The 25,614-nt window shown below is 61.3% G+C and carries 32 protein-coding genes; 12 read left to right on the top strand and 20 right to left on the bottom strand.

What is annotated here, in order from left to right; translation table 11 throughout:
* Window positions 1-70: 70 nt before the first annotated feature.
* Entirely contained in the window at window positions 71-955 is an 885-nt protein-coding gene (locus HX875_RS23350) for a sugar nucleotide-binding protein (protein ID WP_177046124.1), read from the top strand.
* A 169-nt stretch (window positions 956-1,124) separates the two neighbouring features.
* On the opposite strand, the gene HX875_RS23345 is transcribed toward HX875_RS23350, so the two are convergent.
* From HX875_RS23345 to HX875_RS23325, 5 genes are all read right to left on the bottom strand, one after another.
* Window positions 1,125-1,823, bottom strand: a complete 699-nt coding sequence (locus HX875_RS23345) for an OmpW/AlkL family protein (RefSeq protein WP_010174644.1) — start codon at window positions 1,821-1,823, stop codon at window positions 1,125-1,127.
* Between the two features lie 96 nt (window positions 1,824-1,919).
* Window positions 1,920-2,441, bottom strand: coding sequence for a DUF3299 domain-containing protein (locus HX875_RS23340; protein ID WP_177046122.1), 522 nt, complete (start codon window positions 2,439-2,441; stop codon window positions 1,920-1,922).
* 11 nt (window positions 2,442-2,452) lie between these two features.
* Complete coding sequence (locus tag HX875_RS23335) at window positions 2,453-3,718, bottom strand: ABC transporter permease (RefSeq protein WP_177046120.1); 1,266 nt, start codon at window positions 3,716-3,718, stop codon at window positions 2,453-2,455.
* Between the two features lies 1 nt (window position 3,719).
* Window positions 3,720-4,430 (bottom strand): ABC transporter ATP-binding protein, encoded by a 711-nt coding sequence (locus HX875_RS23330; RefSeq protein WP_177046118.1) that lies wholly within the window; start codon window positions 4,428-4,430, stop codon window positions 3,720-3,722.
* Between the two features lie 147 nt (window positions 4,431-4,577).
* A complete protein-coding gene (locus HX875_RS23325; RefSeq protein WP_177046116.1) occupies window positions 4,578-5,186 on the bottom strand; it encodes a DUF2796 domain-containing protein in 609 nt (202 codons plus the stop codon).
* A 135-nt stretch (window positions 5,187-5,321) separates the two neighbouring features.
* Between HX875_RS23325 and HX875_RS23320 the strand changes: the two genes are divergently transcribed.
* Window positions 5,322-5,669: a hypothetical protein gene (locus tag HX875_RS23320; protein ID WP_177046114.1), complete on the top strand. Its 348-nt coding sequence runs from the start codon at window positions 5,322-5,324 to the stop codon at window positions 5,667-5,669.
* A gap of 3 nt (window positions 5,670-5,672) precedes the next feature.
* On the opposite strand, the gene trxA is transcribed toward HX875_RS23320, so the two are convergent.
* The 3 genes from trxA to HX875_RS23305 form a co-directional block, all read right to left on the bottom strand.
* Entirely contained in the window at window positions 5,673-6,545 is an 873-nt protein-coding gene (gene trxA, locus HX875_RS23315; protein ID WP_177046112.1) for a thioredoxin, read from the bottom strand.
* A gap of 167 nt (window positions 6,546-6,712) precedes the next feature.
* Window positions 6,713-7,369: a class I SAM-dependent methyltransferase gene (locus HX875_RS23310; protein ID WP_177046110.1), complete on the bottom strand. Its 657-nt coding sequence runs from the start codon at window positions 7,367-7,369 to the stop codon at window positions 6,713-6,715.
* Entirely contained in the window at window positions 7,366-7,824 is a 459-nt protein-coding gene (locus tag HX875_RS23305) for a YbaY family lipoprotein (protein WP_177046108.1), read from the bottom strand. Before HX875_RS23305 ends, HX875_RS23310 begins: the two co-directional genes overlap by 4 nt.
* Before the next feature lie 139 nt (window positions 7,825-7,963).
* On the opposite strand from HX875_RS23305, the gene nrdR reads away from it, so the two are divergent.
* From nrdR to HX875_RS23255, 10 genes are all read left to right on the top strand, one after another.
* A complete protein-coding gene (gene nrdR, locus HX875_RS23300; protein WP_010174661.1) occupies window positions 7,964-8,434 on the top strand; it encodes a transcriptional regulator NrdR in 471 nt (156 codons plus the stop codon).
* Window positions 8,431-9,567, top strand: a complete 1,137-nt coding sequence (ribD, locus tag HX875_RS23295; RefSeq protein ID WP_177046106.1) for a bifunctional diaminohydroxyphosphoribosylaminopyrimidine deaminase/5-amino-6-(5-phosphoribosylamino)uracil reductase RibD — start codon at window positions 8,431-8,433, stop codon at window positions 9,565-9,567. The genes nrdR and ribD overlap by 4 nt, the downstream gene beginning before the upstream one ends.
* Before the next feature lie 34 nt (window positions 9,568-9,601).
* On the top strand, window positions 9,602-10,264 hold the full coding sequence (locus HX875_RS23290) for a riboflavin synthase (RefSeq protein ID WP_177046104.1): 663 nt from the start codon (window positions 9,602-9,604) through the stop codon (window positions 10,262-10,264).
* A gap of 16 nt (window positions 10,265-10,280) precedes the next feature.
* Complete coding sequence (gene ribBA, locus HX875_RS23285; RefSeq protein ID WP_010174664.1) at window positions 10,281-11,372, top strand: bifunctional 3,4-dihydroxy-2-butanone-4-phosphate synthase/GTP cyclohydrolase II; 1,092 nt, start codon at window positions 10,281-10,283, stop codon at window positions 11,370-11,372.
* 90 nt (window positions 11,373-11,462) lie between these two features.
* Window positions 11,463-11,939 carry a 6,7-dimethyl-8-ribityllumazine synthase gene (gene ribH / locus HX875_RS23280; protein WP_003209986.1) on the top strand — a complete coding sequence of 159 codons (477 nt, stop codon included), beginning with the start codon at window positions 11,463-11,465 and terminating at the stop codon, window positions 11,937-11,939.
* Window positions 11,936-12,436 carry a transcription antitermination factor NusB gene (nusB, locus tag HX875_RS23275; RefSeq protein ID WP_177046102.1) on the top strand — a complete coding sequence of 167 codons (501 nt, stop codon included), beginning with the start codon at window positions 11,936-11,938 and terminating at the stop codon, window positions 12,434-12,436. The genes ribH and nusB overlap by 4 nt, the downstream gene beginning before the upstream one ends.
* A gap of 18 nt (window positions 12,437-12,454) precedes the next feature.
* A complete protein-coding gene (gene thiL, locus HX875_RS23270) occupies window positions 12,455-13,408 on the top strand; it encodes a thiamine-phosphate kinase (protein ID WP_177046100.1) in 954 nt (317 codons plus the stop codon).
* A gap of 128 nt (window positions 13,409-13,536) precedes the next feature.
* Entirely contained in the window at window positions 13,537-14,154 is a 618-nt protein-coding gene (gene ribA / locus HX875_RS23265) for a GTP cyclohydrolase II (protein WP_177046098.1), read from the top strand.
* Window positions 14,151-14,570: a nuclear FMR1 interacting 1 family protein gene (locus HX875_RS23260; RefSeq protein ID WP_008436498.1), complete on the top strand. Its 420-nt coding sequence runs from the start codon at window positions 14,151-14,153 to the stop codon at window positions 14,568-14,570. The genes ribA and HX875_RS23260 overlap by 4 nt, the downstream gene beginning before the upstream one ends.
* Window positions 14,570-15,367, top strand: a complete 798-nt coding sequence (locus HX875_RS23255) for a cobalamin-binding protein (protein ID WP_177046096.1) — start codon at window positions 14,570-14,572, stop codon at window positions 15,365-15,367. Before HX875_RS23260 ends, HX875_RS23255 begins: the two co-directional genes overlap by 1 nt.
* Before the next feature lie 113 nt (window positions 15,368-15,480).
* On the opposite strand, the gene HX875_RS23250 is transcribed toward HX875_RS23255, so the two are convergent.
* The 12 genes from HX875_RS23250 to HX875_RS23195 form a co-directional block, all read right to left on the bottom strand.
* The gene (locus HX875_RS23250) at window positions 15,481-17,340 is read right to left on the bottom strand and encodes a TonB-dependent receptor domain-containing protein (protein ID WP_177046094.1); all 1,860 of its coding nucleotides are present in this window, start codon (window positions 17,338-17,340) and stop codon (window positions 15,481-15,483) included.
* A 171-nt stretch (window positions 17,341-17,511) separates the two neighbouring features.
* Window positions 17,512-19,410: a 1-deoxy-D-xylulose-5-phosphate synthase gene (dxs, locus tag HX875_RS23245; protein ID WP_177046092.1), complete on the bottom strand. Its 1,899-nt coding sequence runs from the start codon at window positions 19,408-19,410 to the stop codon at window positions 17,512-17,514.
* Window positions 19,411-19,520: 110 nt separating this feature from the next.
* On the bottom strand, window positions 19,521-20,408 hold the full coding sequence (gene ispA / locus HX875_RS23240; protein WP_177046090.1) for a (2E,6E)-farnesyl diphosphate synthase: 888 nt from the start codon (window positions 20,406-20,408) through the stop codon (window positions 19,521-19,523).
* Window positions 20,405-20,647 (bottom strand): exodeoxyribonuclease VII small subunit, encoded by a 243-nt coding sequence (locus tag HX875_RS23235; RefSeq protein WP_010174693.1) that lies wholly within the window; start codon window positions 20,645-20,647, stop codon window positions 20,405-20,407. The genes ispA and HX875_RS23235 overlap by 4 nt, the downstream gene beginning before the upstream one ends.
* Window positions 20,648-20,735: 88 nt before the next feature.
* Window positions 20,736-21,875 (bottom strand): Fic family protein, encoded by a 1,140-nt coding sequence (locus tag HX875_RS23230; protein WP_177046163.1) that lies wholly within the window; start codon window positions 21,873-21,875, stop codon window positions 20,736-20,738.
* 55 nt (window positions 21,876-21,930) lie between these two features.
* Window positions 21,931-22,863 (bottom strand): FecR family protein, encoded by a 933-nt coding sequence (locus tag HX875_RS23225; protein ID WP_177046088.1) that lies wholly within the window; start codon window positions 22,861-22,863, stop codon window positions 21,931-21,933.
* Window positions 22,860-23,003 (bottom strand): sigma factor-like helix-turn-helix DNA-binding protein, encoded by a 144-nt coding sequence (locus tag HX875_RS33230; RefSeq protein ID WP_371317240.1) that lies wholly within the window; start codon window positions 23,001-23,003, stop codon window positions 22,860-22,862. Before HX875_RS33230 ends, HX875_RS23225 begins: the two co-directional genes overlap by 4 nt.
* A gap of 29 nt (window positions 23,004-23,032) precedes the next feature.
* On the bottom strand, window positions 23,033-23,230 hold the full coding sequence (locus tag HX875_RS23215; RefSeq protein ID WP_177046084.1) for a hypothetical protein: 198 nt from the start codon (window positions 23,228-23,230) through the stop codon (window positions 23,033-23,035).
* Window positions 23,231-23,463: 233 nt separating this feature from the next.
* Window positions 23,464-23,853, bottom strand: a complete 390-nt coding sequence (locus tag HX875_RS23210) for a hypothetical protein (RefSeq protein WP_177046082.1) — start codon at window positions 23,851-23,853, stop codon at window positions 23,464-23,466.
* 26 nt (window positions 23,854-23,879) lie between these two features.
* Window positions 23,880-24,224, bottom strand: a complete 345-nt coding sequence (locus HX875_RS23205) for a hypothetical protein (RefSeq protein ID WP_177046080.1) — start codon at window positions 24,222-24,224, stop codon at window positions 23,880-23,882.
* A gap of 61 nt (window positions 24,225-24,285) precedes the next feature.
* Window positions 24,286-24,921, bottom strand: a complete 636-nt coding sequence (locus HX875_RS23200; RefSeq protein ID WP_177046078.1) for a hypothetical protein — start codon at window positions 24,919-24,921, stop codon at window positions 24,286-24,288.
* A gap of 3 nt (window positions 24,922-24,924) precedes the next feature.
* The coding region (locus HX875_RS23195) for an RHS repeat-associated core domain-containing protein (protein WP_177046076.1) at window positions 24,925-25,614 on the bottom strand (690 nt) is incomplete at its 5' end.

Below are 25,614 nucleotides of genomic sequence, written 5' to 3'. Positions count from 1 at the left end.
TGCCAACGGCATGGCTCACAAGCCTGTCGATAATAACCATCGTTCCAAACAGACCGGGCCTGCTCAATCTATGCGAATGCGCCTTATGTTACTGGGCGGCGGGAATGCCCTCGGGCAGGCGCTGATTCGCCTCGGTGCGGAGGAAGACATCGGTTTCCTCGCCCCGCGTCCGCCCCAAGACGGCTGGGATGCCGCGAGTCTCACGCAACTGCTCGACGACACCCGTCCCGATGCCTTGATCAATCTCGCCTATTACTTCGACTGGTTTCAGGCGGAGACGGTCAGCGAGACACGCCTGGCCGCACAGGAATATGCGATCGAGCGCCTGGCCGAACTGTGCCAGCACCACAGCATTACCTTGCTGCAACCGTCCAGCTACCGGGTGTTCGATGGCTCCCGCGCCACTGCCTACAGCGAAAAAGACGAACCCGTACCGTTAGGCCTGCGTGGCCAGGCGTTGTGGCGCATCGAGCAGAGCGTACGCGCCACCTGCCCGCAGCACGTGCTGTTGCGCTTTGGCTGGCTGCTGGATGACAGCGTCGACGGCACCCTCGGGCGCTTCCTGGCCCGCGCCGAAAAGCCTGATGAACTGTTGATGGCTGACGACCGCCGGGGCAACCCGACGCCGGTGGATGACGCCGCGCGGGTGATCATTTCGGTGCTCAAGCAACTCGATTGCGCCGCGCCGTTGTGGGGCACCTACCACTACGCCGGCCAAGAGGCGACCACTGCGCTGGCGCTGGGTCAGGCGATCCTCACCGAAGCGCGCAACTTCCACCCGCTGGCGGTGGAAGCCCCGACCGCCCAGGCCCACGCCGCCCGCCCGGATGCCGCCGACGAGCCGCAACACGCGGTGCTGGCGTGCAAGAAAATCCTCCACACCTTCGGTATCAAGCCGCGGGCCTGGCGGGCCGGGTTACCGGCGTTGCTCGACCGGTTTTACCGGCATAGCTGAGAACAACACAAAACAAAATGTGGGAGCGGGGCTTATGTGGGAGCCGGGCTTGCCCGCGATGCAGGCAACTCGGTTTTTCAGTCTCACCGAGGTGATGCTATCGCAGGCAAGCCAGCTCTCACACAAGCCAGCTCCCACATTTGGATAGGCTGCGTTGCTTAGCGCGTGTTTAGAACTTGTAGCCAATCCCCACCATGTAAACCATCGGGTCCACATCCACGTTGACCTTGGCCCGAGTGCCCTGGCCCAGCGCGTTATTGTCCACAGTGGCCTTGGTGCTGATGTCGATGTAGCGCGCCTGGGCGTTGATCATCCACTTGTCGTTGATCATGTAGTCCGCACCGATCTGCGCGGCCCAGCCCCAGGAGTTTTCGGCCTTGAAGTTGCTGAAGCCGGCCTCTTGGGCGCGACCGCCGACGTGTTCGTCGTAGATCCAGGTGTAGTTGATACCGGCGCCCACATACGGCTGGAACGCCGACTTGCTGTCCAGCGGGTAGTACACGACGCTAAGGGTCGGCGGCAGGTGTTTGAGCGAGCCGAGCTTGCCGTTGGCGGCGCCCAGGGCGGTGTTCTTGATCTTCACGTCGTGTTCGAACGGGGTGGCCGCCAGCAGTTCGATACCCCAGTGGCTGGTGAACATGTAGGCGAAGTTCAAGCCCAATTGAGTGTCGCTGCTCATGGTCGCCTTGCCGCCCAGGTTGGTCCCGGCCAGCGGGCCCTGGTCAACCTTGACGCTGCTGCTGTCCGCTTTCGGGTTGACGGTGATGGCGCCGGCGCGAATCAGGATATCGCCCGCTTCGTGAGCGTGGGCAACGGGGGCGACGAGGGCGAGCGCGACAAGCGACGCGCCAAGCAGGGACTTGTTCATGGGAGCTCCAAAGGACGTTATTAATTGCTTGTGTCCAATGGTAAAGATCGTAACGTTCGAGCTTTTGACTCAGCTCAATGAAAGCGCAATCACGGCTTATTCCTGCAACTCGTACACGTAGATCTTGTCGGCATCCATCTGGTAACCGGCATCGGCCAGTTCGCTGCTGGACGGTTTGACCTGCATCTGGCCTTCGATCCAGTACGGCTGGTACAGCTCGTCGAGCTTCACGCCGATCTCGCTTTTGACATGCACGATCTGGTTCGACGGCGGTGGCGGCACGTGGATGCACGCGCCGAAATACGGCACCAGCAGAAACTCCGTGGTACGGCCTTCTTCGCTGACTTCCAGCGGCACGATGTAGCCCGGCAGGCGAATGTGCTTACCGTCCAGGCTTTGTACGACTGGCGCGTTGGGCAGGTCTTGCTTGGCGGCCGGCGCAGACTCCACCGACAGCGCATCCGCCATGCCCGACAAGTCGTGCAACGGTTTCATGTTGGGAATTTCCGGTGGCGCGTCGGGCGGAATCATCTCCTGCCACGACAGGTCCTTGGGCTGCTCTTCAGCCCAGGCAGGCAGGGCCACCAGCAGTAACAGTGCAAGCACGACGCGACGCATCAACAGCTTCCTCATAAACGTATCGACAGGCCATCGGCCAACGATTGCCGGTAGGCGCGCCAGGCCGGCACGCTGCCCATCAGCAGGGCTGCGACGAGAATACCGCCGAGCAGGGTCCATTCATATTCGCTCGGCAACGACAGCGGCAGGTCCAGGCCGTAGTTGGCCTGCAAATACCCGCGAGACGCGGCGATGCACACATACAACAGCCCGACGCCGGCGATCACGCCCGACAATGCCAGGGCGAACGCCTCGAAGATCAGCAAGGTCGCGATGTGCCAGGGCCGCGCGCCCACCGACCGCAGGATCGCCATTTCCCGGCGCCGCTCGTTGAGGCTGGTGAGGATCGCGGTGAGCATGCCGATCAAGCCGGTCAGCACCACGAACAGCGAGATCACGAACAGCGCCTTTTCGGCGGTGCCCATCATGCTCCACAGCTCTTGCAGCGCCACGCCCGGCAGGATCGCCAGCATCGGCTCGCCACGGAATTCGTTGATCTCCCGTTGCAGGGCGAAGGTGGAAATCTTGTTGTTCAGGCCGAGCATGAACGCGGTGATGGCTTGCGGCGTCAGGTCCATGTTGCGGGCCTGATCGGCGCTGATCCGGCCTTTGCCCTGGGCCGGTACGCCGTTGTGCCAGTCGATATGGATCGCTTCCATGCCGCCGAGGCTGATATGCAGCGTGCGGTCCACCGGGGTGCCGGTGCGCTTGAGAATGCCGACCACGGTGAACGGCTTGTCATCGTGCTTGACCAGGCTGACCACCGCCACGCCATGGGCCAATACCAGCTTGTCGCCGAGTTTGTAATGCAGGGCGTCGGCCACTTCGGCGCCGAGCACCACTTCGAACGGGTCGGTGGCGAAGGCGCGACCGCTGGCCAGTTCGAGGTTCTGCCGGCGGCCATATTGGTAGTGTTCGAAATAGGATTCGTTGGTGCCCATCACACGGTAGCCGCGGTGGGAGTCGCCGAGGGAAATCGGGATCGCCCATTTCACCTGGGGGCTGGCGGCGAAGTGCTCGTAGCTGTCCCAGCGAATGTTGTTGGTGGCGTTGCCGATGCGGAACACCGAATACAGCAGCAAATTCACCGAGCCGGAGCGCGCGCCGACGATCAGGTCGGTGCCGCTGATGGTGCTGGCGAAGCTGGCGCGGGCTTCGGTGCGTACCCGTTCCACCGCCAGCAACAGGCACACCGACAGGGCGATGGCGAAGGCGGTGAGGATCGCGGTAAAGCGGCGGTTAGCCAGGCTGGCCATGGCTAGACGAAACAAATACATCTCAAACCTCTACGGGCGTGGCGGCGCGATTGAGTTCGGCCAGCGACAGGTTGCGGTCGAACAGCGGCGCCAGGCTCTGGTCATGGCTGACGAACAACAGGCTGGCGCCTGCTTCGCGGCACTCGGCGAACAGCAGCTGAATGAAGGCTTCCCGGGCGTCGTAGTCCAGGGCTGAAGTCGGCTCGTCGGCGATTACCAGTTCCGGTTGGCCGATCAGCGCGCGGGCGGCGGCCACCCGTTGTTGCTGGCCGATGGACAGGGAATCGGCGCGGCGTTCCAGCAGGTTTTTGTCCTTGAGGCCCAGGTGGGCGAGCAAGGTCGCGGCGGCCTGGTCGACGCTGCCGTGGCGCTGGATCGCCCGTTGCGCCCGCAGCTTGGAGAAGTGACAGGGCAGCTCGACGTTCTCGCGCACCGAAAGAAACGGCAGCAGGTTGAACTGCTGGAAGATGTAGCCGGTGTGGTCGACGCGAAAGCGGTCACGGGCGCCGGCCGAGAGTTCGGTCAGCTCCTGGCCCAGCAGACGAATGCTGCCGCGACTGGGCTTTTGCACGCCGCCCAACAGGCCCAGCAAGGTGGTCTTGCCACTGCCGCTGGGGCCCTTGAGGAACAGGGTTTCGCCCGGCTCCAGGCGAAACGTCGGGATGTCCAGCAACTGCGGGTGACCTGGCCAGTTGAAGCCCAGGTCAGACAGTTCGATAAGTGCTTGGGTCATAGGAAATCAGTGGTCTGGCTCGATTTGAATGATGACACCGATCAACTGTAGGAGCTGGCTTGCCTGCGATGGCGTCACCGCGGTGTTTCTGGAGCACCGCGGTGTCTGCATCGCTGGCAAGCCAGCTCCTACAGAAGGGGGGTTACATCAGAATTTCAGCGTAGCTGCCTGCGCCGTCGCTTCCACACCCTGCTGGCCGCTCGGGCCAATGAGTTGTACCTGAATTTTCTGGGTGGCGGGGAAGGTCTTGAACACCTGGGTCAGGTCGAGGTTGCTCAACGCAGTCGGGGTGGCGCAGTTGAACTGGTAGTGAGCGTGGATTTCGCTGTGGTCGTGATGATGCTCGTGGGCGGCGGCACCTTTGCCATCGGTGGCGTGGTCGTCATCGTCGTCATGGTCGGCTTCAGGCTTGTCGCCGAACAGCGGGCTGTTCAGTTCCTGGGTGCTGATCACGCAACCGGCGGCCTTGGGCAGGCTGAACAGCACCAAAGGTTGCTCAAGTTGCTTGCGCGCAGCAGCGACCTTGGCCTTGTCGCCAGCGGTGGTGGCCAGGTGTTCGAAACCCACCAGGTTCATCGCCGGGCTGTCCAGCTCCAGCTCCAGGGCCTGGCCGTCGAGTACTGCGTTGAGGCGGCCGACACCGTGTTCGTGAGCACCCAGGCTGCCGTGCTCGTGATCATGGTCGTGCTCGTCGGCAGCCTGGGCGATGGCCAGTGGCAATAGGGCAAAGGGCAAAGCGAGCAGCAAACGGCGCATGGTGGAGCTCCCGGATAAAGATGAAAGTTTTGTTATGTGATCTTATAACAATTTTGCGACGAGTTTGACCGCCTGCTTGGCGTAGCGCAAGACGCGTGGGAGCATGCTCGTCAGAAAAGTGCGGGAGTGAGTGCGATGTTGAGAATTCGTGGAACCGTCGGCGACCTGCCGGTGGACTTGACCGTGGAGCTGGACGACGGCGACTGGGCCCGGCTGGGCGCGCAGTTGCAGGCCAGCAAAACCCCGAGTGCCGAGCCCGTGGTGGCGCCGGCGGCGGGGAACCTGGACGAGAGCCTGTGGCAAGCCGCGCAGGACTTGCTGCGCAAGGCCGGCCAACTCAACGGGCTGGAACTGCTTGATCAACTGGAAGGATTGGCCGGCAGCGCCTCTGCGGGCAAGCGCCTGCTGGTGCGCCTGCGCCATAGCGCCAAGGTCAAGGTGGCCAGCGGCGGGGATACGCCGCTGTACAGCTGGATCGAGTAAGGGTCAGTACAACGCGGCGAACAGCTTGCGGCGGTAAACCGTGACAAGCGGGTGCTCGTTGCCGAGCAATTCGAACACCTGCAGCAGTGTTTTGTGGGGCAGGCCTTCGCTGTAGCTGCGGTTGCGGATGAACAGCTTGAGCAAGCCATCCAGCGCGGCGTCGTATTGCTGGCGCGCCAGTTGCTGCACGGCCAGTTGATACGCTGCCTCGTCATCCTGCGGGTTTTGTGCGAGACGGGCTTTCAAGTCGGCAGCGTCCGGCAGGTCGGCGGCCTGGCGCAGGAAGGTGATCTGCGCCTTGGCGCCGGCCAGTGCGGCCTTGTGCTCATCGCTCTTGACCGCATCGAGCACGGTTTGCGCTTCGCCCAGCTCACCGCGTTCGGCCAGGCAGCGTGCGTACAGGATCAGCGCGGCGGCGTTGGTGTTGTCTTCGCCCAGCAAGGTCACCAGCACGGCTTCGGCGTCGGTGATACGGCCTTCGGCAAACAACGCCTGGGCCTGCTCCAGCGGATCAGCCGCAGCGGGTGGCGGCATCTGCACATGGGGCTCCAGCATCGCGCGCACGGCGGATTCGGGCTGCGCACCGGCAAACCCGTCCACTGGCTGGCCGTCCTTGAACAGCACCACCGTCGGCAGGCTACGAATGCCGAAGCGCGAGACCACGTCTGGCTCGGCGTCGCAATCGACCTTGGCCAGCAGCAACTCACCCTGATAACTCTCGGCAATCTTCGCGAGCATCGGCATCAACGCCTTGCACGGCGCGCACCACTCGGCCCAGAAATCCACCAGCACGGGTTTTTCGAAGGAATTCTGGATCACCGCCTGGTCGAACGTGGCGGTGGTGGCGTCGAAGATGTACGGCGTGGGCTCACTCATGGGGTATCTCGAAGAAAGCGGGGAATGGGGCAACTATAAGGGTTGGTGGGGTTGGCTGAAAGCGGGGCGGTCTCAGGATCGCTATCGCAGCCAAGCCAGCTCCCACATTGACTGCATTCCAAAGGTGGAACTCGGTCAATGTGGGAGCTGGCTTGCCTGCGATGGTCTCAACGGCGCCGCGAATGGTACAGGCTCACCTTGCGAAACTCCCAGGGCTCGGCCAGGTCGGGCAGTGTGAGGGCGTCGAGGATTTCCAGGCGCTGGTAGTCCGGGTGCTGGAAGTCCCGAACCCGGGAATCGGCGACCAGCGCTTCGCGGCCCCGGGTGAGGAACTGGTCCAGCAGCGGCAGGTTCGCCCGGTCGTACAGCACATCGGCGACCAGGATCAGGTCAAACCGGTCGGCTTCGGCGAAGAAGTCTTCTGAATAACCCAGTGTTACGCCGTTGAGTTCGGCATTCGTCCGGCAGGCGGCCAGGGCCAGCGGATCAAGGTCGCAAGCCACCACTTCCAGCGCGCCGGCTTTTACCGCGGCTATCCCGGCAACACCCGAACCCGCGCCGAAATCCAGCACCCGCTTGCCCGCAACCCACTCGGGATTGGCCGCCAGGTATCGCGCCAGCGCCAGACCGCTGGCCCAGCAAAAGCTCCAGTACGGTGGCTCATGCAGGATGCGCCGGGTTTCTTCGGGGCTGAAGGCGCGGTCCATGTTGTCGGCGTCCAGCAGCCACAGCGACAACGCGGTGCCCGGCAGCGGGCAGGGCACCAGTTGGGCGTCGCCGATCAGTTCGCTGAGGGCGCGTTGCAGGTCCAGCGGTGGCGTCATGGTGCGGGAACGAGTTGCAGCGGGCCGGTGGTCTGGGTGATCGCTTGGGTGATGCGCACGGGCGGCAGGTGCAGGATCAACTGGCCGGACTGGCTGGCGCGGCCACGCAGTTCAACGCGTCCGCCTGCGGGGAAGGCTTCGGGGTTGAAGCGCAGGCGGAAGGCCAACGGCTTGTTGTTGCCGATCAGCACGCTGCTGGCGAGCAGTTGTTGCGGGCGCGAGCGGTCGTCGATCACCAGCAGTGCCAGTTCAACTTCCGCACCGGCAGGTACGCCGTTCAATTGGCCGCTGACTTCACGCTGGAAGGCGGGCAACGGGCCCAGGTCTTCTTCCACGCCAGGGATTTTTTTCTCTTGCTGAGGGGCAGCAACGGGCGCGGCAGGTTTTGGGGTATGGCTGCTGCAGGCGACCAGGAAACCAAGCAACGTGAGCAAAACAAGTGGTCGTAACTGCATGTACGGCTCCAGAAAGGACAAAATCCGTGGCTTAAAAAATATGAAACATAATAGTCAGCCTATATACCGTAAAGGCTATGGCTTGTCTTGCCACGGGGATGCGCTACCATGGCCCTCCCATTTTTTGTTGCCTGCCACCATGCACTGTCCCTTCTGCGGTGCCAACGACACCAAGGTCATTGACTCGCGTCTGGTCGCCGAGGGCGAACAGGTGCGTCGCCGGCGTGAATGCCTGGCCTCTGGCTGCGGTGAACGTTTCACCACCTTCGAAACCGCCGAACTGGTATTGCCACGTCTGATCAAGACCGACGGCAGTCGCCAGCCTTTCGACGAAGAAAAACTGCGCGCCGGAATGCAGCGCGCCCTGGAAAAACGCCCGGTGAGTGTCGAGCGGCTGGAAGCGGCGCTGGTGCACATCAAGCACAAGCTGCGGGCTACCGGCGAGCGCGAAGTCAAATCCCTGGTCGTTGGAGAACTGGTGATGGCCGAGCTGCAAAAGCTCGACGAAGTCGCCTATATCCGTTTCGCCTCGGTGTATCGACGCTTCCAGGACCTCAACGAGTTCCGCGAAGAGATCGACCGCCTGGCCCGTGAGCCGGTAAAAGAATGAACCCACCTTCGGCAGAACAAGCGGTGCTCGACGCCCATTACATGGCCCGCGCCCTGGAATTGGCGCGCAAGGGCCTGTACACCACGCACCCCAACCCACGGGTTGGCTGCGTGATCGTGCGTGACGGGCAGGTTGTCGGCGAAGGCTGGCACGTGCGCACTGGCGAGCCCCATGCGGAAGTCCACGCCCTGCGGGCAGCGGGCGATAAAGCCCGGGGCGCCACCGCCTATGTGACCCTTGAACCGTGCAGCCACCACGGGCACACGCCACCATGCGCCGATGCACTGGTGAATGCCGGCTTGGCCCGTGTGGTCGCGGCGATGCAGGACCCGAACCCGGAAGTCGCCGGGCGTGGCATGCGCCGCCTGGCCCAGGCCGGGATCGAGACTTACAGCGGCTTGCTGGAGAATGAGGCGCGGGCGCTTAACCCGGGCTTCCTCAAGCGCATGGAGCATGGCCTGCCGTTTGTGCGGGTCAAGTTGGCCATGAGCCTGGACGGTCGCACCGCGATGGCCAACGGCGAAAGCCAATGGATCACCGGCCCGGCCGCTCGTGCCGCTGTGCAGCGTTTGCGGGCCCAGGCCAGTGTGGTGCTGACCGGCGCCGACACGGTGTTGGCCGATGGTGCTCGCCTGACGGTGCGCGCCGCCGAACTGGGCCTGGACGAAGAGACCACCGCCCTGGCGATGTCCCGCCCGCCGTTGCGTGTATTGATCGACGGCCGCCTGCGGGTACCGCTGAATGCGCCGTTCTTCAAGGCCGGCCCCGCACTGGTCATCACCTGCGTGACGCCGGACAACCAGTACCCCACCGGCCCCGAGTGCCTGGTGGTGCCGGGTGTCGACGGCCAGGTCGACCTGCGTTCCGCACTGGTGGCCCTGGCCGGCCGTGGCGTCAACGAAGTGTTGGTGGAAGCCGGCCCAAGCCTGGCCGGTGCCTTCGCCCAGCAAGGCCTGGTGGACGAGTACGTGATATTCGTCGCCGGCAAGTTCCTTGGCTCCGCTGCCCGGCCTTTGTTGGACTGGCCGCTTGAGAAACTGGCCGACGCCCCCCAACTCAAGATCACTGAAATGCGCGCTGTGGGCGACGACTGGCGAGTCACTGCCATTCCTGTGCCATCATCGAGCGTATAATTCCCGGCCTGCGCCACGTCTTCAGGAGAACGGCATGTTCACCGGCATCATCGAATCCATCGGCAGCATCCGTGCAATGACCGCAAAAGGCGGCGACGTACGCCTGCTGGTTGAAACCGGCAAGCTCGACCTGAGCGACGTCAAACTGGGCGACAGCATCGCCGTCAGCGGTGTGTGCCTGACCGTCATCGAGTTGCCTGGCAACGGCTTTGCCGCCGATGTCAGCCGGGAAACCCTGGACTGCACCGCGATGAACGACCTCAAGAGCGGCAGCCCGGTGAACCTGGAAAAAGCCCTGACCCCGACCACCCGTCTCGGCGGGCACCTGGTCAGCGGCCACGTCGACGGTGTGGGCGAAGTCGTCGCCCGCAGCGAAAACGCGCGTGCCGTGGAATTCCGTATTCGCGCGCCCAAAGAGCTGGCCAAGTACATCGCCCACAAAGGCTCGATCACCGTCGACGGCACCAGCCTGACCGTGAACGCCGTGAATGGCGCCGAATTTGAACTGACCATCATTCCCCACACCCTGAGCGAAACCATCATGGCGTCGTACCAGCCAGGTCGCCGGGTGAACCTGGAAGTCGACTTGCTTGCCCGTTACCTGGAGCGCCTGTTGTTGGGCGATAAGGCCGCAGAGCCGACCGGGAGTAACATCACTGAAAGTTTTTTAGCCGCTAACGGCTACCTTAAATCCTGACCCAAGGGGGTGCCGCGTGGCGCTCAACAGCATCGAAGAACTGGTTGAAGACATCCGCCAAGGCAAGATGGTCATCCTCATGGATGACGAAGACCGCGAGAACGAAGGCGACCTGATCATGGCCGCCGAGTGCTGCCAGCCGGAACACATCAACTTCATGGCCAAGCACGCCCGTGGCCTGATCTGCATGCCGATGAGCCGCGAACGTTGCGAGCTGCTCAAGCTGCCGCTGATGGCACCGCGCAATGGTTCGGGGTTTGGCACCAAGTTCACCGTGTCCATCGAAGCCACTACCGGTGTGACCACCGGCATCTCCGCTGCTGACCGCGCCCGCACCGTTCAAGCCGCCGCCGCGAAAGACGCCAAGGCTGAAGACATCGTCAGCCCGGGCCATATCTTCCCGCTGATGGCCCAGCCGGGTGGCACCCTGGCTCGCGCAGGCCACACCGAAGCTGCCTGCGACCTGGCGCGCATGGCCGGTTTCGAGCCGAGCGGGGTGATCTGCGAAGTGATGAACGACGACGGCACCATGTCCCGTCGCGCCGAGCTGGAAGAATTTGCCGCGCTGCACAGCATCAAGATCGGCACCATTGCCGACCTGATTCACTACCGGATGATCCACGAACGTACCGTTCAGCGGATTGCCGAGCAGCCCCTGGACAGCGAACTGGGCCAGTTCAACCTGGTGACCTATCGTGATTCCGTGGAAGGCGACGTGCACATGGCCCTGACCCTGGGCACCATCTGCGCTGAAGAGCCGACCCTGGTGCGAGTGCACAACATGGACCCGCTGCGCGACCTGCTGATGGTCAAGCAGCCGGGGCGCTGGAGCCTGCGGGCCGCGATGTCCGCGGTGTCCGAGGCTGGCAGCGGTGTTGTATTGCTGCTGGGGCATCCGCTGGATGGCGACGTGTTGCTGGCGCATATCCGCGAAACTGCCGACCATGCGCCGGTGAAAAAACCGACCACCTACAGCATCGTCGGTGCCGGTTCGCAGATCCTGCGTGACCTGGGCGTGCGCAAAATGCGCCTGATGAGTGCGCCAATGAAATTTAATGCCATATCCGGTTTCGACCTGGAAGTAGTAGAATACGTGCCCTCCGAATAAAGGCCGGCGTTGTTTACCCCTTGTTCGCGGTTCAAATATCACTGAGGGGCGCGCACCAAGCGCGTCCCGGCTCTTTAAGAGATTTGTCGAATGACCCTGAAGACCATCGAAGGTACCTTCATCGCCCCCAAAGGCCGCTATGCCCTGGTGGTTGGCCGCTTCAACAGCTTCGTGGTTGAAAGCCTGGTAAGCGGTGCCGTGGATGCCCTGGTTCGCCACGGTGTGAGCGAAAGCGACATCACTATCATCCGCGCTCCTGGCGCCTTCGAAATTCCACTGGTTGCGCAGAAAGTTGCACAGCAGGGTGAATACGCGGCGATCATCGCCCTGGGCGCGGTCATTCGTGGCGGTACTCCGCACTTCGAATACGTGGCTGGCGAATGCACCAAGGGCCTGGCCCAGGTGTCCATGGAGTTCGGCGTGCCGGTTGCCTTTGGCGTGCTGACCGTTGATTCCATCGAGCAAGCCATCGAACGTTCCGGCACCAAGGCCGGTAACAAAGGTGCTGAAGCTGCCCTGTCCGCCCTGGAAATGGTCAGCCTGCTGGCACAGTTGGAGGCCAAGTGATTAGCGACGACAGCGATCAGTTCAACCCCCAGGACCCGCGCCCGGCAGACGCCGGCAAGCCCTCGAAAAGCGAAAAGCGTCGTGCGGCCCGCCAGCTTGCGACCCAGGCCCTGTACCAGCGCCACATGGCTAAAACCTCGCTGAACGAAATCGAGGCGCAGTTTCGCGTCGACAACGATTTCAGCGCGGCCGATGCCAGCTACTTCCACGACATCCTGCACGGCGTTCCGGCCAACCTGCCGGAGATCGACGCTGCACTGACGCCGTGCCTGGACCTGGCGATCGAAGAGCTGGACCCGGTGGAACTGGCCGTATTGCGCCTGTCCACCTGGGAACTGCTCAAGCGCGTCGACGTGCCGTACCGCGTGGTGATCAACGAAGGGATCGAACTGGCGAAAGTCTACGGTTCCACCGACGGTCACAAGTTCGTCAATGGCGTGCTCGACAAGCTGGCCCCGCGCCTGCGTGAAGCCGAAGTGAAGGCGTACAAGCGCTAACTGGCGCTTGCTGACGCAATGGGCGAGTTTGAGCTGATCCGCAACTACTTCGCCGCCGCGCCTTGTGCGCAGGGCGGCGAAGGCATTGCACTGGGGATTGGCGACGACTGCGCCTTGCTGGCGGTTCCCCCCGGGGAACAGCTGGCGATTTCTACCGATACCCTGGTGGCCGGCGTGCATTTTGCCGACCCCTGTGATCCGTTCCTGCTCGGCCAGCGCTCGCTGGCGGTGGCAGTCAGCGACCTGGCGGCCATGGGCGCCAACCCCCTCGCGTTTACCCTTGCCCTTACCACCCCGACGGTTGATGCCGATTGGCTGCAACGCTATGCCCAGGGTTTGAACGCCATGGCCCAGGGTTGTGGCGTGGTGTTGGTGGGCGGCGACACCACCCGTGGGCCGCTGAGCCTGACCATGACCGTGTTTGGCCGGGTGCCGGCGGGCCAGGCCTTGACCCGCAGCGGTGCGCGGCCTGGCGACTTGCTGTGTGTGGGCGCAGAGTTGGGCAACGCCGCCGGTGCATTGCCGCTGGTGCTGGGGCAGCGCACGGCAGAGGCGGCGATCGCCGAGCCGCTGCTGGCCCATTACTGGTCGCCGCAACCGCAGTTGGCGCTGGGCTTGGCGTTGCGAGGCAAGGCCACGTCTGCCATGGATATTTCCGACGGCCTTCTGGCTGATTGCGGGCATATCGCCAAGGCGTCGGCTGTCAGCTTGTTGATCGAGCAGCAAAAGCTGCCGTTGTCGGCGGCCTTGCTGGCGTTCGTCGGTGAGGCGGATGCCCGTGTGGCCGCGCTGAGCGGTGGTGATGACTACGTATTGGCGTTCACGTTGCCGCCCGCCGAACTGGCGCCGCTGTTGGCTGCCGGTGTGCCAGTGCATGTGATCGGCCGGGTCGAGGCGGGGCAGGGCGTTACCCTGCTGGATGCGTCTGGGCAGGACATCACGCCGGTCATTCGTGGCTATCAACATTTCTGAAAGGCATAGAACCAAGCTGAAGGCCAATCGAACCTATTGATCTTTATCAGCGATAATTCAGCTTAAGCGTCTGTAGGAACCTACTGTTACAATCCCACCCCTGTGAAATCTGAAATCAGGAGCACAAGGTGCCCGTCGTTTTCGTCGCTGCTTCCAAGCTGCCAACCCCTTTTGCCACGTTCACCATGAATGGCTTTCTTGAAGAAGCCACCGGGCGCGAACACGTTGTTCTCAGCCTCGGTGACGTGGCGGACGGCGCCCCGGTGCTCGGCCGTGTGCACTCCGAATGCCTCACCGGCGACGCCCTGTTCAGCCAGCGCTGTGACTGTGGCTCGCAACTGGAAGCTGCCATGCAAGCCATCGCCCGCGAAGGCCGTGGCGTGTTGCTGTACCTGCGTCAGGAAGGCCGTGGCATTGGCCTGCTGAACAAGATCCGCGCCTACGAGCTGCAAGATGGCGGCGCCGACACTGTAGAAGCCAACGAGCGCCTGGGTTTTGCCGCTGACCAGCGCGACTACGCGATCTGCCTGCCGATGCTCCAGCACCTGGGCGTCAAATCCCTGCGCCTGATGACCAACAACCCGCGCAAGGTCAAAGCCTTGACCGACATGGGCATCACCGTCGCCGAGCGCGTGCCGCTGCACACCGGCCACAATCCGCACAACAAACTGTACCTGGCCACCAAGGCCAGCAAGCTCGACCACATGATGGGCAACGAGCACCAGGGCGAGGTCGACCGGGCGTGACGCGCGGCCAGGTCAAGCGGCGACTGTCATTTAACTGGTGGCAATACCTGGCGTTGGCGCTGGCCCCGTTGTTTGTGATCAACCTGGTGTTTGGCAAGGCCGAGCCCTTGCTGCCGGTGCTGGCGATGCCGTTTTTTATCGCAGGCGTAGCCTCGATGTTTGTCAGCCTGCGGTACTTCCATGGCTATAAACACGCGCTGATCGCCACCGGCAAAGCCCTCGATACCCCCGAAGAACCGGCTGCCTGGATCACCCTCGCGGCCCGTCGGCGCGTGGCGTTGCTGGTGGCCGCGCTGCCGGCCTGGGTCGGCGCGCTGGCGGTGTTTGTCGGGCTGGAAGCGGTGCCGCTGTTTCTGCTGGCGCTGTCGACTCTGGTGCTGTTCTACCTCTACCGCATCCCGCGTCAGTTGGGTTGATGCGCGCCTGGCTGGCGGTGTGGCTGCTGGTCGTCGCGGCCCAGGCAGCGGCGGTCGAGCGGGTTGTGAGCCTTGCACCGTCCTTGTCTGAAATCGTCGTTGAACTGGGCGCCGCCGATTTGCTGGTGGGCGTGCTGGATGGCGGCGAGCGGCCACCGGCGTTGGCTAAGGTGCCGTCGGTAGGCAATTACGGGCAGTTGGACATGGAACGGCTGCTCAGCCTCAAGCCGGATTTGATCCTGCTGTGGCCCGGCAGCGTCGCCCCGGCCCAGCGTGAACAGCTTCAACGCCTGAACATCCCGGTGTTTGTCGCCGAACCCCACAGCCTCGAACAACTCACCTCACAGGTCGAAACCATTGCCCGGCAACTCGGGCGGGCGGAGGCTGGCCGGCAATTGGCCGCGCAGTTGCGTCAGCGCTTGGCCGAGTTGCGCTTGCGCTATCACCGGGCCGAGCCGTTGCGCGTGTTTTATCAGGTGTGGAACCAGCCGCTGTATACCGTGGGCGGCGGGCAGATCATCAGCGATGCGCTGGGTGTGTGCGGCGCGCGCAATGTGTTCGACGACCTCAAGTTGCCCGCGCCGCAGGTCAGCATCGAGTCGGTGCTGCAGCGCAATCCCGAGGTGATTCTGGCGGGCGATCAAGCGCAGCTGGATGCCTGGAAGGCCTGGCCCCAGGTGGCGGCGGTGGCTGGCGGGCGTTTGCTGCTGGTGCCTGACAAGGGCCTGGAACGGCCCAGCGGGCAGATGCTGGAGGCGGTGGCGCGGTTGTGTCAGGTGATTGCACCGGGGCTGTGAGACCGCTATCGCAGGCAAGCCAGCTCCCACATTTGACCGAGTCGTCTGGATAAACACCGTCCCTTGTGGGAGCCGGGCTTGCCCGCGATAAGGCCGGTGCAGACGACTTGGATTTACGGCGTCCAGGTCACTCCGAACATCAACGCACGGCCTTCTTCCCGATAGCCATATTGCTGGCCTTGGTACTGATACAGCGCCCGGCTGTAGTCTTTGTTCAGCAGGTTATCGAGCTTCATTTCCAGGGTGATCTCGTGATTCACCGCCCAACTGCCCCGTAGACCGAGCAACCCATACCCGCCCAGGCGTTGCTGGTTCGCCGGATCGTCGTAGCTGCTGCTCACCGCCTGCCAACTGGCGCCGACGCCGAACTGGTCGAATTGGCGGTCCAGGTCCAGGCTCACGGTGCGCCGGGCTCGACGCGCCAGTGTGCGCCCAGTGTCGCGGTCCCGTGGATCGATCAGGGCGACGCCCAGGCTGCTTTGCCAACCGAACAGTTCTTGCTTGAGCGCCGCTTCGAAGCCGTTGATACGTGCTGAACTGACGTTTTGCGGGCCGCCGCTGGCGAACACGATCGCGTCCTGAATGTCGGTGCGGTACAGCGAGGCTTCGAGCCGGCGGGTGTCGCTGAGTTGGCTGCGCCACTGTACTTCGTAGCTTTTCGAGGTTTCGGGTTTCAGGTTCGGGTTACTGTTTTTGAAGCCGAATTCGTCCGGGTAGTAAAGGTCGTTGAACGTCGGTGCCCGGAAGCCTTCGCTGTAGCTCAGTAGCAAATCATTATCCGGGTTCAACGGCAGAGTGAATGTGCCGCTCCAGCTATTGTGGCCGCCGAATTGCTGGTTCTCGTCGCGGCGCAGTCCCAGTTCCGTGGAGAAGGATTGCGCCTGGAAACGGTGCTGGATAAACGCCGCGCGGTTCCAGCGACTGTCTTCGGCGAACGCTGTGCTGCTGTTGACCTGGTCCTGGTACCAGTCGCCGCCCAGGATCAGGCTGTTCTGGTCGTTCAGCGTCAGGTCGTTCTGCCAGTTCAGCGAGTTGCGGTAGGTGTTGAACACGCTGCGTTCGGTGCTGAGCTTGTCCAGGGTATCTTCGCGGTTTTCACTGTGGCCCGCTTCCAGCCGCGATTGCCACACGTCATTGATGCGGGCGTCGACGTAGCTGCTGACGCTGCTCACGGTGAAGTCGGTGTAGGGCTTTTGCGCGGAGAACGAGTTGTCGAATTCACTTTTGCCGCGGTTATCCAGCACGTTCACGCCTGCTTCGATGTCATCGTTGAAGGCATGGCTCAGGCTGAAACTGATGGCCTGGTTGCGATAGGCATCATGGTCGCGGTCGCTGGGGTACGAGGTGCGCGTACGATTGATCCCGGCCGTGTCATCCAGGCTGGCGCCCAGGTTGAAGCGGGTTTGCGCGTCGCCGCCGGACAGGCCCAGGCTGCGTTCCCCCGTCTGGTTGCTGCCGAATCCCACATGCAGCCGGGGTTGCACGCCGGACTCGGTATTGCGCCGGGTGAAGATCTGGATCACCCCGCCAATCGCATCGCTGCCGTAGATCACCGAGCGCGAACCGCGCAGCACTTCCACACGCTCAACCTGCTGGATATTGAGGTATTGCAGGTTGCTGGTGCCGCTGGTGGAACTGCTAATGCGCTGGCCGTCCACCAGCACCAGGCTCTGGGCGGTCGAGGTGCCGCGAATGTACACGTTCGTCTGGCTGCCACGACCACCACTTTGCGCCACCTGCACGCCGGGTACGCGGCTGAGCAAGTCGCTCACGCTGGTGGGTTGCAGGCGGTCGATGTCGTCGCGGGTGAAGACGGTGTTGGCGGCGCTGCTGTCGTTGCGCGCCTGGACCTGGCGGTTGGCGCTGATCACCACGTCGGGCAGCTTGAGGGCGTCGTCGCGTTCGAAGCTGTCGGCGAGCAGGTCGGTGGCGGGCAGTAACAGAAGGGGCAGGGCAAGGCGAAGGCGGATCATGGGCTGTCCGTAGCTTTTGAAGTTGGCATAGAACAAATGTGGGAGGGGCTTGTGTGGGAGCCGGGCTTGCCCGCGATGCAGGCACCTCGGTGTGTCAGTTACACCGAGGTGGGGCTATCGCAGGCAAGCCAGCTCCCACACAAGCCAGCTCCCACATTTTTAATCGCGTTCCTACAGGCCCAGCAGGGTCATGCGCTGACGAACCGAAGCTTCAATCCCCGCTTCATCCAGCCCGCACTCAGCCAGCATCTGCGCCGGCTTGGCATGCTCGACATACACGTCCGGCAAGCCCAGGTGCAGCACCGACTTGAGGATGTTCTCCCGCGCCAGGAACTCACTGACTGCCGCACCGGCACCGCCCATGATGGCGTTTTCTTCGATGGTTACCAGCAGCTCATGGCTACCGGCGATCTCGCGCACCAACGCTTCGTCCAGCGGTTTGACGAAACGCATGTCCACCACGGTGGCGTCGAGCTTCTCGGCCACTTTCAAGGCTTCGGCCAACTGCACGCCGAACACCAGCAAGGCAACCCCGCTGCCCTGGCGACGAACGATGCCCTTGCCGATCTCGATAGGCTCAAGGTCCTTTTCGATCACGGCGTTCGGACCATTCCCACGGGGATAACGCACGGCAGCCGGGCCGTTGTACAGGTGGCCGGTGCTGAGCATCTTGCGCAGTTCGTTCTCGTCGCTCGGGGTCATCACCAGCATGCCGGGGATGCAACGCAGGTACGACAAATCGAAGCTGCCGGCGTGGGTCGGGCCGTCTTCGCCCACCAGGCCGGCACGGTCGATGGCGAACAGCACGTCGAGGTTCTGCACCGCCACGTCATGAATCAGTTGGTCATAACCGCGCTGCAGGAAGGTGGAATAGATCGCTACCACCGGCTTGGCGCCTTCACAGGCCATGCCGGCGGCGAAGGTCACGGCGTGTTGTTCGGCGATGGCCACGTCGAAATAGCGCAGCGGGAAACGCTCGCTGAACGCCACCAGGTCGGAACCTTCCTTCATCGCCGGAGTGATGCCCACCAGGCGCGGGTCGGCGGCGGCCATGTCGCACAGCCATTCGCCGAACACACCGGAATACTTCGGCCCGCTGGGTTTCTTCGGCGCGGCGGCCGGGGCGTCCAGGGGTTCAAGCTTGGTGATCGCGTGGTAACCAATCGGGTCGACTTCCGCCGGAGCGAAGCCTTTGCCTTTCTTGGTGACGATATGCAGGAACTGCGGGCCCTTGAGATCGCGCATGTTGCGCAGGGTGGCGATCAGGGTTGGCAGGTCGTGGCCATCGATCGGGCCGATGTAGTTCCAGCCCAGCTCTTCGAACAGGGTGCCGGGAACCAGCATGCCCTTGGCATATTCTTCGGTACGACGGGCAATTTCCCACGCGCCGGGCAGACGCGAGAGCACCTTCTTGCTGCCTTCACGCATGCTGGCGTAAGTACGGCTGGAGAGGATCTTTGCCAGGTAATTCGACAGGCCACCGACATTGCGCGAGATCGACATGTCGTTGTCGTTGAGGATCACCAGCATGTTGGCGTCCACTTCCGGCGCATGGTTCAGCGCCTCGAAGGCCATGCCGGCGGTCAACGCGCCATCACCGATCACCGCAATCGCCTTGCGATCACTGTTCTGCAGGCGGGCGGCAATGGCCATGCCCAGCGCTGCACTGATGGAGGTGCTGGAGTGGCCGACGCCAAAGGTGTCGTACTCGCTCTCGGAGCGGCGCGGGAAGGCGGCGATGCCGTCCTTCTGGCGCAGGCTGGCCATGCGCTCGCGGCGTCCGGTGAGGATCTTGTGCGGATAGGCCTGATGACCCACGTCCCACACCAGCCGGTCGTCCGGGGTGTCGAACACGTAATGCAGCGCAATGGTCAGCTCGATGACGCCCAGGCCGGCACCGAAATGCCCACCGGTCTGGCCGACCGTGTAGAGCAATTCCAGGCGCAACTCATCGGCCAGGGTTTCCAGCTCGGCTTCACCCAGGCGGCGCAGGCCGGCCGGCGTGTTGGCGCGGTCCAGCAGGGGCGTGGCCGGGCGCTTGCGGGGAATCTCTTGGAACGTCGTGGGCATCAGGCGAATCGTTATAGGTATAGAAGAGGCGGCAGTTTACCTCAAGCATCGCAAACTGCCCACGCAGAGCGCCGAACTTGGCTGATATGCGGTGGAAAAGGCCAGTGCTGTCAGTGGCGGCGTTCGACGATATACCGCGCCAGATCACGCAGTGGCTCGGCAGCCGCGTCGAAAGGTCGCAGGGCATCGAGTGCCTGGTCCCGCAGTTCCAGGGCGTAGGCCTTGGCGGCTTCCAGGCCGAGCAGCGAAGGATAAGTCGGCTTGTCCCGTGCGATATCGGCACCCTGGCGCTTGCCGAGGGTCGCGGTATCACTTTCAACGTCGAGAATATCGTCCTGCACCTGGAACGCCAGGCCGATGGCCCGCGCGTAGGTCTGCAAGGCTGCCAGTTGTGCGGCGTCGGCACGGCCACTGGCCAGGGCGCCGAGGTGCACGGCGGCCTCGATCAGCGCGCCGGTCTTGTGGCGGTGCATGTATTCAAGGGCTTGTTGATCGAGCTTGAGGCCGACCGAGCCCAGGTCAATCGCCTGGCCGCCGACCATCCCGGCCGGGCCTGCCGCCAATGCCAGCGCGGTGACCATACGCAAGCGGATCTCGGCGTTGACGCGGCTCAAGCGCGGGTCCAGCAGGGCGCTGAACGCCAGGCTTTGCAGGCCGTCACCGGCGAGAATCGCACAGGCTTCATCGAAGGCTTTATGGGTGGTGGGCTGGCCGCGACGCAGATCGTCGTCGTCCATCGCCGGCAAATCGTCGTGCACCAGCGAATAAGCGTGAATCAACTCCACCGCACAGGCGGCGCCGTTGGCTTCCTCCGCCTGGGCGCCGAGTGCTTCGCAGGCCGCGTAGGCGAGCAACGGGCGCACGCGCTTGCCGCCATTCATCACGCTGTAGCGCATGGCCTCATACAAGCGGGCCAATTCAGGAGTAGGCGCAACAAACAGCGGCTCCAGCGCAGCATTGACCCGGGCCTGGCTGCCGGCCTGATAAGCGTCGATCATTCAGGCTGTTCCGCATCGAAAGGTTCTTCGGCCAGCTCCCCGTCGCGCTCCAGCAACACCTGGACCTTCTGCTCCGCCTGCGCCAGGGCGCTCTGGCAGTCGCGGGTCAGGCCGATGCCCTGCTCGAATGCGGTCAACGAGTCTTCCAGCGACAACTCGCCGTTCTCCATACGCTCGACCAGCGCTTGCAGGTCGGCGAGGGATTGTTCGAAATCGAGTGCAACTTTTTTGCGGGCCATGGCGGCTATTCCGGTAGACGGTAAACCGGCGCGACACTAGCAGACATGGGGGATTGGGGCAAATGAGTGGGGGGAATTGCCTTGTAAATCAGTCACCTTGGGTGTTGATTTGGTAACGGGTGCTGCGCCCGCCGCCGGGTAACCGAACCAGGCAGTTTTTTTCCAGAAGATCGGCCAGGTGTCGAGTCGCCGTGGCCTTGGACACTTCGGCCACGGCCTGATACTGGGCGGCGCTGATCCCGTGCTCAAAGCTCTTGTCGCCGCCGTCGAGCAAGCGATTCAAGACTTTGGTCTGTTCAGCGCTGAGTGCGTGGTCCCGATGCCGTTGCCAGAAGCGACTTTTGCCCAGCACCCGGTCAATCCGCGCCATGGCCTGCTGCAGGCTACGAAGCAGGGTTTGCAGGAACCACTCAAACCAATCGGTCACATCCAGCGTGGCTTTTTGACCGGTTTCCAGTGCGCCGTAATAGCCCGCCCGGTCTTCAAGGATGCTCGCCGACATCGCGTAGAAGCGGATGGCCTGGTTCTCTGCCTGGGCGAGCGCGAGGTCAGTAATCGCCCGCGTCAGACGACCGTTGCCATCATCGAAGGGGTGCAGCGTGACGAACCAGAAATGCGCCATGCCTGCGCGCAGCAATGGGTCGAGGGCCGCATGATTCCGGCTGGCTTCAAACCATTCGATGAAATCGTCCAGCGACTGCTCCAGCCCTTGGCGAGGTGGCGCTTCGAAATGCACGGTGGGCCGGTCCAGCCGTCCCGACACAACCTGCATCGGCTCATCGCCCCTTAGCGCGCCTACGCTCAAGGCGTGCGTGGAAAAGCGGGCTTCCTCGGCGGGAAACAACCATCGATGCCAGTTAAATTGACGGGTTAGGGTAAACGGCTGAGCAAACTGTTGTGTGGCGTCCAGCATCAAGTCTGCCAGGCCCTCGCTGCGTCGGCTTACGGAGCCATCTTGCAATTGCTCCAGGCCCAGACGCCGGGCCAGGGAAGATCGCACCGAGCCAACGTTGAGTTGCTCACCCTCGATTGCCGAGGACGTCAGGATATTTTGCAGCAAGGCATCCAGTTCACTCTCTGAACTCTGCGCCTGGCTGACCGAACCGAGCATGCCCAGCAACTTTCCCTGCGCCTGTGTGCACTCACGCAACAAGGCTGCAAGGCGCTCTGGTTGCCAGTGAAAGTGCGGCCAGTCAGGTTGCTGCCAGATCCAGTTCGGGTGATCCATGGCGGTGTGCTCGGTGGGTGAGCCGAATAGAAGGCTTATTCGGCTCATCGTCCAGTCAGCCGCGCACGATCAAGATGCGACGGGTGAGGGCTGTGGTGCGCAGTTTTTGGGTGCTGATCAGCGCGTCCAGGGCACTGTCGACCTGATTCAGATTGAAGCTGGCGTTGATGGTGCGTTGTCCGACTTTATCGTCGAGCCAGATCACGTGGCCACCTTGATAGCGCACCAACTCCTCAAGCACCTCGCGCAAGGGTGCGTCTCGCACGCTCAGCAGCCCTTTGCGCCAGGCCAGCAGGCGTTCGGCGTCGACGGCTTGGGGGGCTTGCACATATCCGCTCACCACGCGCAACTGTTCGCCCGGCTGCAGCGTTTGGTGTTGCCCGGAGGCGGCTACTTCAACCATGCCAAGCAGCAGAATGACCTCATCGGACTTGTCGTTATGCGCGACGGAAAACTCGGTGCCCAGCGCCCGAACCCGAGTGCCGCCGGCTTGCACAATAAAGGGTCGACTGTCGTGGCTGACTTGCAGATACACACGGCCTCTTCGCAGATTTACCCGGCGTTCATCGGAGGTGAGGTCGATATCGAGCGCGCTGTCGCTGTCCAGCTGCAGGTGTGAACCGTCTGCGAGGGTGATGTCCTGCTGTTGCCCGGTGCTAGTGGTGTAGTCACTGTCCCAACTGCTGATCGGCGGGGTGCCCAGCCATATCGCGCCGGCGGCGAGTATCAGGCAGGCAGCGGTGGCGTAGGTTCGGCGTCGGGAAATCGGCTGACGGCGATCTGGTTTGTGTGCTGCTCGGGAGGGGCGATCCAGCAACTGCCAAAGCGTCTCGGCGTTTTGGTAGGCGTGGGCATTCAGCGGGTCTTCGCGCCACAGGGCAAACGTATTCAGCTCCTGAAACGTCAGGTTTTCCCCGCGCAGACGGGTAAACCAGTCCAGGGCTTGCTGGTCACGTTCGGACGGCGAAGGGGTGGGTTGATCGTTCATCGGGACTCGGTTGCTTGCAGGGCTGCGGTGCAATGGGCCATGGCCTTGTTCAAATGTCGCTCCACCGCCCGGGCATCAATATTCAGACGGACGGCAATCTCCTTGTAGCTTAATTGCTCAACCCGGGCCAGCAGAAACACTCCGTGAGTGGGCGAGGGCAATCTATCGATTAGGCGTTGCAGGTGTTCCAGTTACTGCTGGTGATGGCACTGTTTTTTATGGGGGTATCGCCGGTGAGGATTTGCAGTTCACGCTCATCGTTGATTCCTCGCACGCTGTTGTGCCGAGTATGGTCGATGCTCAGGTTATTGGTGATGCGGTAGAGAAAAGCGCGGACGCTGCCGATCTTGGCGACTTCGCTGTTCATCAGGCGGATGAAGGTCTTGCACGGTTGTTGGTGGTTTCGCGGCGGTTTATCCGGGGGGGCAGTACAGCAGGAGTTCGCCAGGGTAACGGCGATAAAGCGGGCCGAGGTTGCGATTGCCAGGGGGCGGGCATGGCGGGGCGGCGTTTTCGAGGTAATGGTTGAGGGGATGAGAATCGGTCGCAAGAAGGGCGGGCTAGCTTCATGGCTGACCGCGGGTATTAACTATAAGCAGACTATGCCCAGGTTACGCAGTCATGGTCATCCATGTTGGCGACGAATGTTTGGTCTTGGTCAGTGACCCAGAAAGGATAACCCGTTGTTTCAGATAAAATACTAGTAAGATTGTTGGCGCTGCCTACCCTCCATGCTCTCTGGGATGAGTCAAAAACAATTAAAATCAGCGAGCCACTATGAATGATATCTGGTATCTCCTTCCAAAAATTTGGATTGTGTTGCTCGTTTTTTATATTGAGATCGCTAGGGTCAAGTACTTTTTGTTTGGTTCTAAAAAATCTCTCGCTAAGAGATGTAATCAGTGATTCGACCTCGTTAGGTGCCAGCTTTTTGACTTCTATATTTAAGGCGATTATAGCTTCGTCGATTTCTTTTTCTAAGTAATTCATTGTTGTAATCTCATTGGGTAAATTTATTAGGGTTTATGGTTTTTAGTGCGAGCCTCGACGGATTGTCTATAGGGTTTAGGCTTCCAGAATTTTAATCCGACCATATGCCTTTCTATGTCATCCATATCATCCTCTCCAAGAGTATCGTCGAAATGCTTTGATATTATATTGCGGATCTGTGCGAGCCGTGTTGTGATGCCGAAATCATCGATAAAATCGGTGGTGTCTTTCCGGTATTCTTCCAGGGCAAAAGGCTTGTCTGCATAAAAACTACCCATGTTCCGCAAGGAAATAAGTATGAACTCAATTTCTGATAATACTTTCAGTGCTTCCATTCCAGTGAGTGCTATATTTTTGTTTTGCTCTAGCATTGTTATTTGCTTCCATGGGTTTTATGTTTGGGTGACAGTTTCTGCTTGCTGGAGCTAACAGTTATGAAGGGCTTTGCAGATAGTCGTAAATTTCGTTTTTTGTTATTTCTTTTATTTCTATTTCATTTATTTTGGATAGGATGAGTTTTTTATGTTCTGAATGACATATTAACTGAATGGCCCCGTAAGTCTCACCATTGAAAAATCGGATAGATAAAGTTGAACTGTTGAATAGTATTAGTCTGAAATCATCTATTGCTGATATGTAATCGAGAGCGCTTAATTTTTGCGAGAGCTCAGCGATTCTTTCGTTTTGTATCATCAGCCGTATTGAGTTGCAAGCGCTACCCAGCGTTGATGGGTCTGTTTCCGTAGAGGACGTGTTTAATTGCTTTATGTAGGAATATACCGACGTTACTTCATTTTTCAGTAAAATATCTCTAGGTCCCGCTTTTTTTGAAAATTCCCTTATAGTCAGATATTCCATAGTCTTGCTGTATGGCTTTATTCCATACGTGCCCCATCTTACCGTGAATGGCCACTTTTCCTTGAGTAAAAACTCAAGCTTGCACCACGAAGGCCAAGCTTCTTTGATTTCGTGATTAAGTAAGGTGAGTGTTAGAAAGTCCTTGTCGTCACTGTGGGTGACCTGATCCCAAGGATAAATGCCGTCCTCACATATAAATGCCGTGTTCATTCATTATCTCTTGAAATATGTGTGTGAGTCGTCGCCAATGCTTAGAGGTACTTTACGTTCATTTATGAACACCTCAGTGTTGAAGTGTGGACCATGATTTCCTTTTGTATGACCTAAAGAGTGCTCGCGAATCTCGATTATCCGATTCTTTAACTCAAAAACATATACTCTACCTTGAATGTAACGGTCTTGATCCTTAATTGTTTCTCGACGCAAACGTTTAGGTAGTTGATTTTTTTGAATTCCTGCAATTTTTTTTGCCCTCCTGAATGCCCCATTTCTTGAGAGCTTACTATCGGATCCTTTAGGCGGCTCTACGTCGCCTTCGTTTACCTTGGCTCTGCTCGTGGGATCTTCAGCGCGGTGCGTCGGCTTACATCCATCCCCACCCGGACAGGTACTTAGCCCCAGCGGATCCACCCACCCCGTCGGGTTGGGTACGTACTGGTATCCGTTCAGCCCACCCGCCAGTTTCACGGGATCAGGCGTCAGATAGCGACCAACGTCCGGATTGTAGTAGCGATGGCGGTTGTAGTGCAGGCCGCTTTCGGGGTCGAAGTATTGGCCCTGGAAGCGCAACGGGTTGGTGACGGTGTTGACGTCCAGCTTCGCGAGTTGGCCGTAGGCGCGGTAGTGGGCGGACCAAACGATTTCGCCGTCGGGCGCGGTGAGTTCTTGTGGGGTGCCAAGGTG

Origin of the sequence: Pseudomonas yamanorum (assembly GCF_013386765.1) — a bacterium.
Taxonomy (GTDB): domain Bacteria; phylum Pseudomonadota; class Gammaproteobacteria; order Pseudomonadales; family Pseudomonadaceae; genus Aquipseudomonas; species Aquipseudomonas yamanorum_A.
Note: the sequence above shows the minus strand (reverse complement) of the source record. Positions and strands in the feature narration are given on the sequence as shown.

What these genes read in the sequence shown, in the direction of transcription:
- HX875_RS23350 (WP_177046124.1), top strand. Translation starts at nt 71, where the DNA reads ATGCGAATGCGCCTTATGTTACTGGGCGGCGGGAATGCCCTCGGGCAG.
- HX875_RS23345 (WP_010174644.1), bottom strand. Translation starts at nt 1,823, where the DNA reads ATGAACAAGTCCCTGCTTGGCGCGTCGCTTGTCGCGCTCGCCCTCGTC.
- HX875_RS23340 (WP_177046122.1), bottom strand. Translation starts at nt 2,441, where the DNA reads ATGCGTCGCGTCGTGCTTGCACTGTTACTGCTGGTGGCCCTGCCTGCC.
- HX875_RS23335 (WP_177046120.1), bottom strand. Translation starts at nt 3,718, where the DNA reads ATGTATTTGTTTCGTCTAGCCATGGCCAGCCTGGCTAACCGCCGCTTT.
- HX875_RS23330 (WP_177046118.1), bottom strand. Translation starts at nt 4,430, where the DNA reads ATGACCCAAGCACTTATCGAACTGTCTGACCTGGGCTTCAACTGGCCA.
- HX875_RS23325 (WP_177046116.1), bottom strand. Translation starts at nt 5,186, where the DNA reads ATGCGCCGTTTGCTGCTCGCTTTGCCCTTTGCCCTATTGCCACTGGCC.
- HX875_RS23320 (WP_177046114.1), top strand. Translation starts at nt 5,322, where the DNA reads ATGTTGAGAATTCGTGGAACCGTCGGCGACCTGCCGGTGGACTTGACC.
- trxA (WP_177046112.1), bottom strand. Translation starts at nt 6,545, where the DNA reads ATGAGTGAGCCCACGCCGTACATCTTCGACGCCACCACCGCCACGTTC.
- HX875_RS23310 (WP_177046110.1), bottom strand. Translation starts at nt 7,369, where the DNA reads ATGACGCCACCGCTGGACCTGCAACGCGCCCTCAGCGAACTGATCGGC.
- HX875_RS23305 (WP_177046108.1), bottom strand. Translation starts at nt 7,824, where the DNA reads ATGCAGTTACGACCACTTGTTTTGCTCACGTTGCTTGGTTTCCTGGTC.
- nrdR (WP_010174661.1), top strand. Translation starts at nt 7,964, where the DNA reads ATGCACTGTCCCTTCTGCGGTGCCAACGACACCAAGGTCATTGACTCG.
- ribD (WP_177046106.1), top strand. Translation starts at nt 8,431, where the DNA reads ATGAACCCACCTTCGGCAGAACAAGCGGTGCTCGACGCCCATTACATG.
- HX875_RS23290 (WP_177046104.1), top strand. Translation starts at nt 9,602, where the DNA reads ATGTTCACCGGCATCATCGAATCCATCGGCAGCATCCGTGCAATGACC.
- ribH (WP_003209986.1), top strand. Translation starts at nt 11,463, where the DNA reads ATGACCCTGAAGACCATCGAAGGTACCTTCATCGCCCCCAAAGGCCGC.
- thiL (WP_177046100.1), top strand. Translation starts at nt 12,455, where the DNA reads ATGGGCGAGTTTGAGCTGATCCGCAACTACTTCGCCGCCGCGCCTTGT.
- HX875_RS23255 (WP_177046096.1), top strand. Translation starts at nt 14,570, where the DNA reads ATGCGCGCCTGGCTGGCGGTGTGGCTGCTGGTCGTCGCGGCCCAGGCA.
- HX875_RS23250 (WP_177046094.1), bottom strand. Translation starts at nt 17,340, where the DNA reads ATGATCCGCCTTCGCCTTGCCCTGCCCCTTCTGTTACTGCCCGCCACC.
- dxs (WP_177046092.1), bottom strand. Translation starts at nt 19,410, where the DNA reads ATGCCCACGACGTTCCAAGAGATTCCCCGCAAGCGCCCGGCCACGCCC.
- ispA (WP_177046090.1), bottom strand. Translation starts at nt 20,408, where the DNA reads ATGATCGACGCTTATCAGGCCGGCAGCCAGGCCCGGGTCAATGCTGCG.
- HX875_RS23235 (WP_010174693.1), bottom strand. Translation starts at nt 20,647, where the DNA reads ATGGCCCGCAAAAAAGTTGCACTCGATTTCGAACAATCCCTCGCCGAC.
- HX875_RS23230 (WP_177046163.1), bottom strand. Translation starts at nt 21,875, where the DNA reads ATGGATCACCCGAACTGGATCTGGCAGCAACCTGACTGGCCGCACTTT.
- HX875_RS23225 (WP_177046088.1), bottom strand. Translation starts at nt 22,863, where the DNA reads ATGAACGATCAACCCACCCCTTCGCCGTCCGAACGTGACCAGCAAGCC.
- HX875_RS23215 (WP_177046084.1), bottom strand. Translation starts at nt 23,230, where the DNA reads ATGAACAGCGAAGTCGCCAAGATCGGCAGCGTCCGCGCTTTTCTCTAC.
- HX875_RS23210 (WP_177046082.1), bottom strand. Translation starts at nt 23,853, where the DNA reads ATGAATTACTTAGAAAAAGAAATCGACGAAGCTATAATCGCCTTAAAT.
- HX875_RS23205 (WP_177046080.1), bottom strand. Translation starts at nt 24,224, where the DNA reads ATGCTAGAGCAAAACAAAAATATAGCACTCACTGGAATGGAAGCACTG.
- HX875_RS23200 (WP_177046078.1), bottom strand. Translation starts at nt 24,921, where the DNA reads ATGAACACGGCATTTATATGTGAGGACGGCATTTATCCTTGGGATCAG.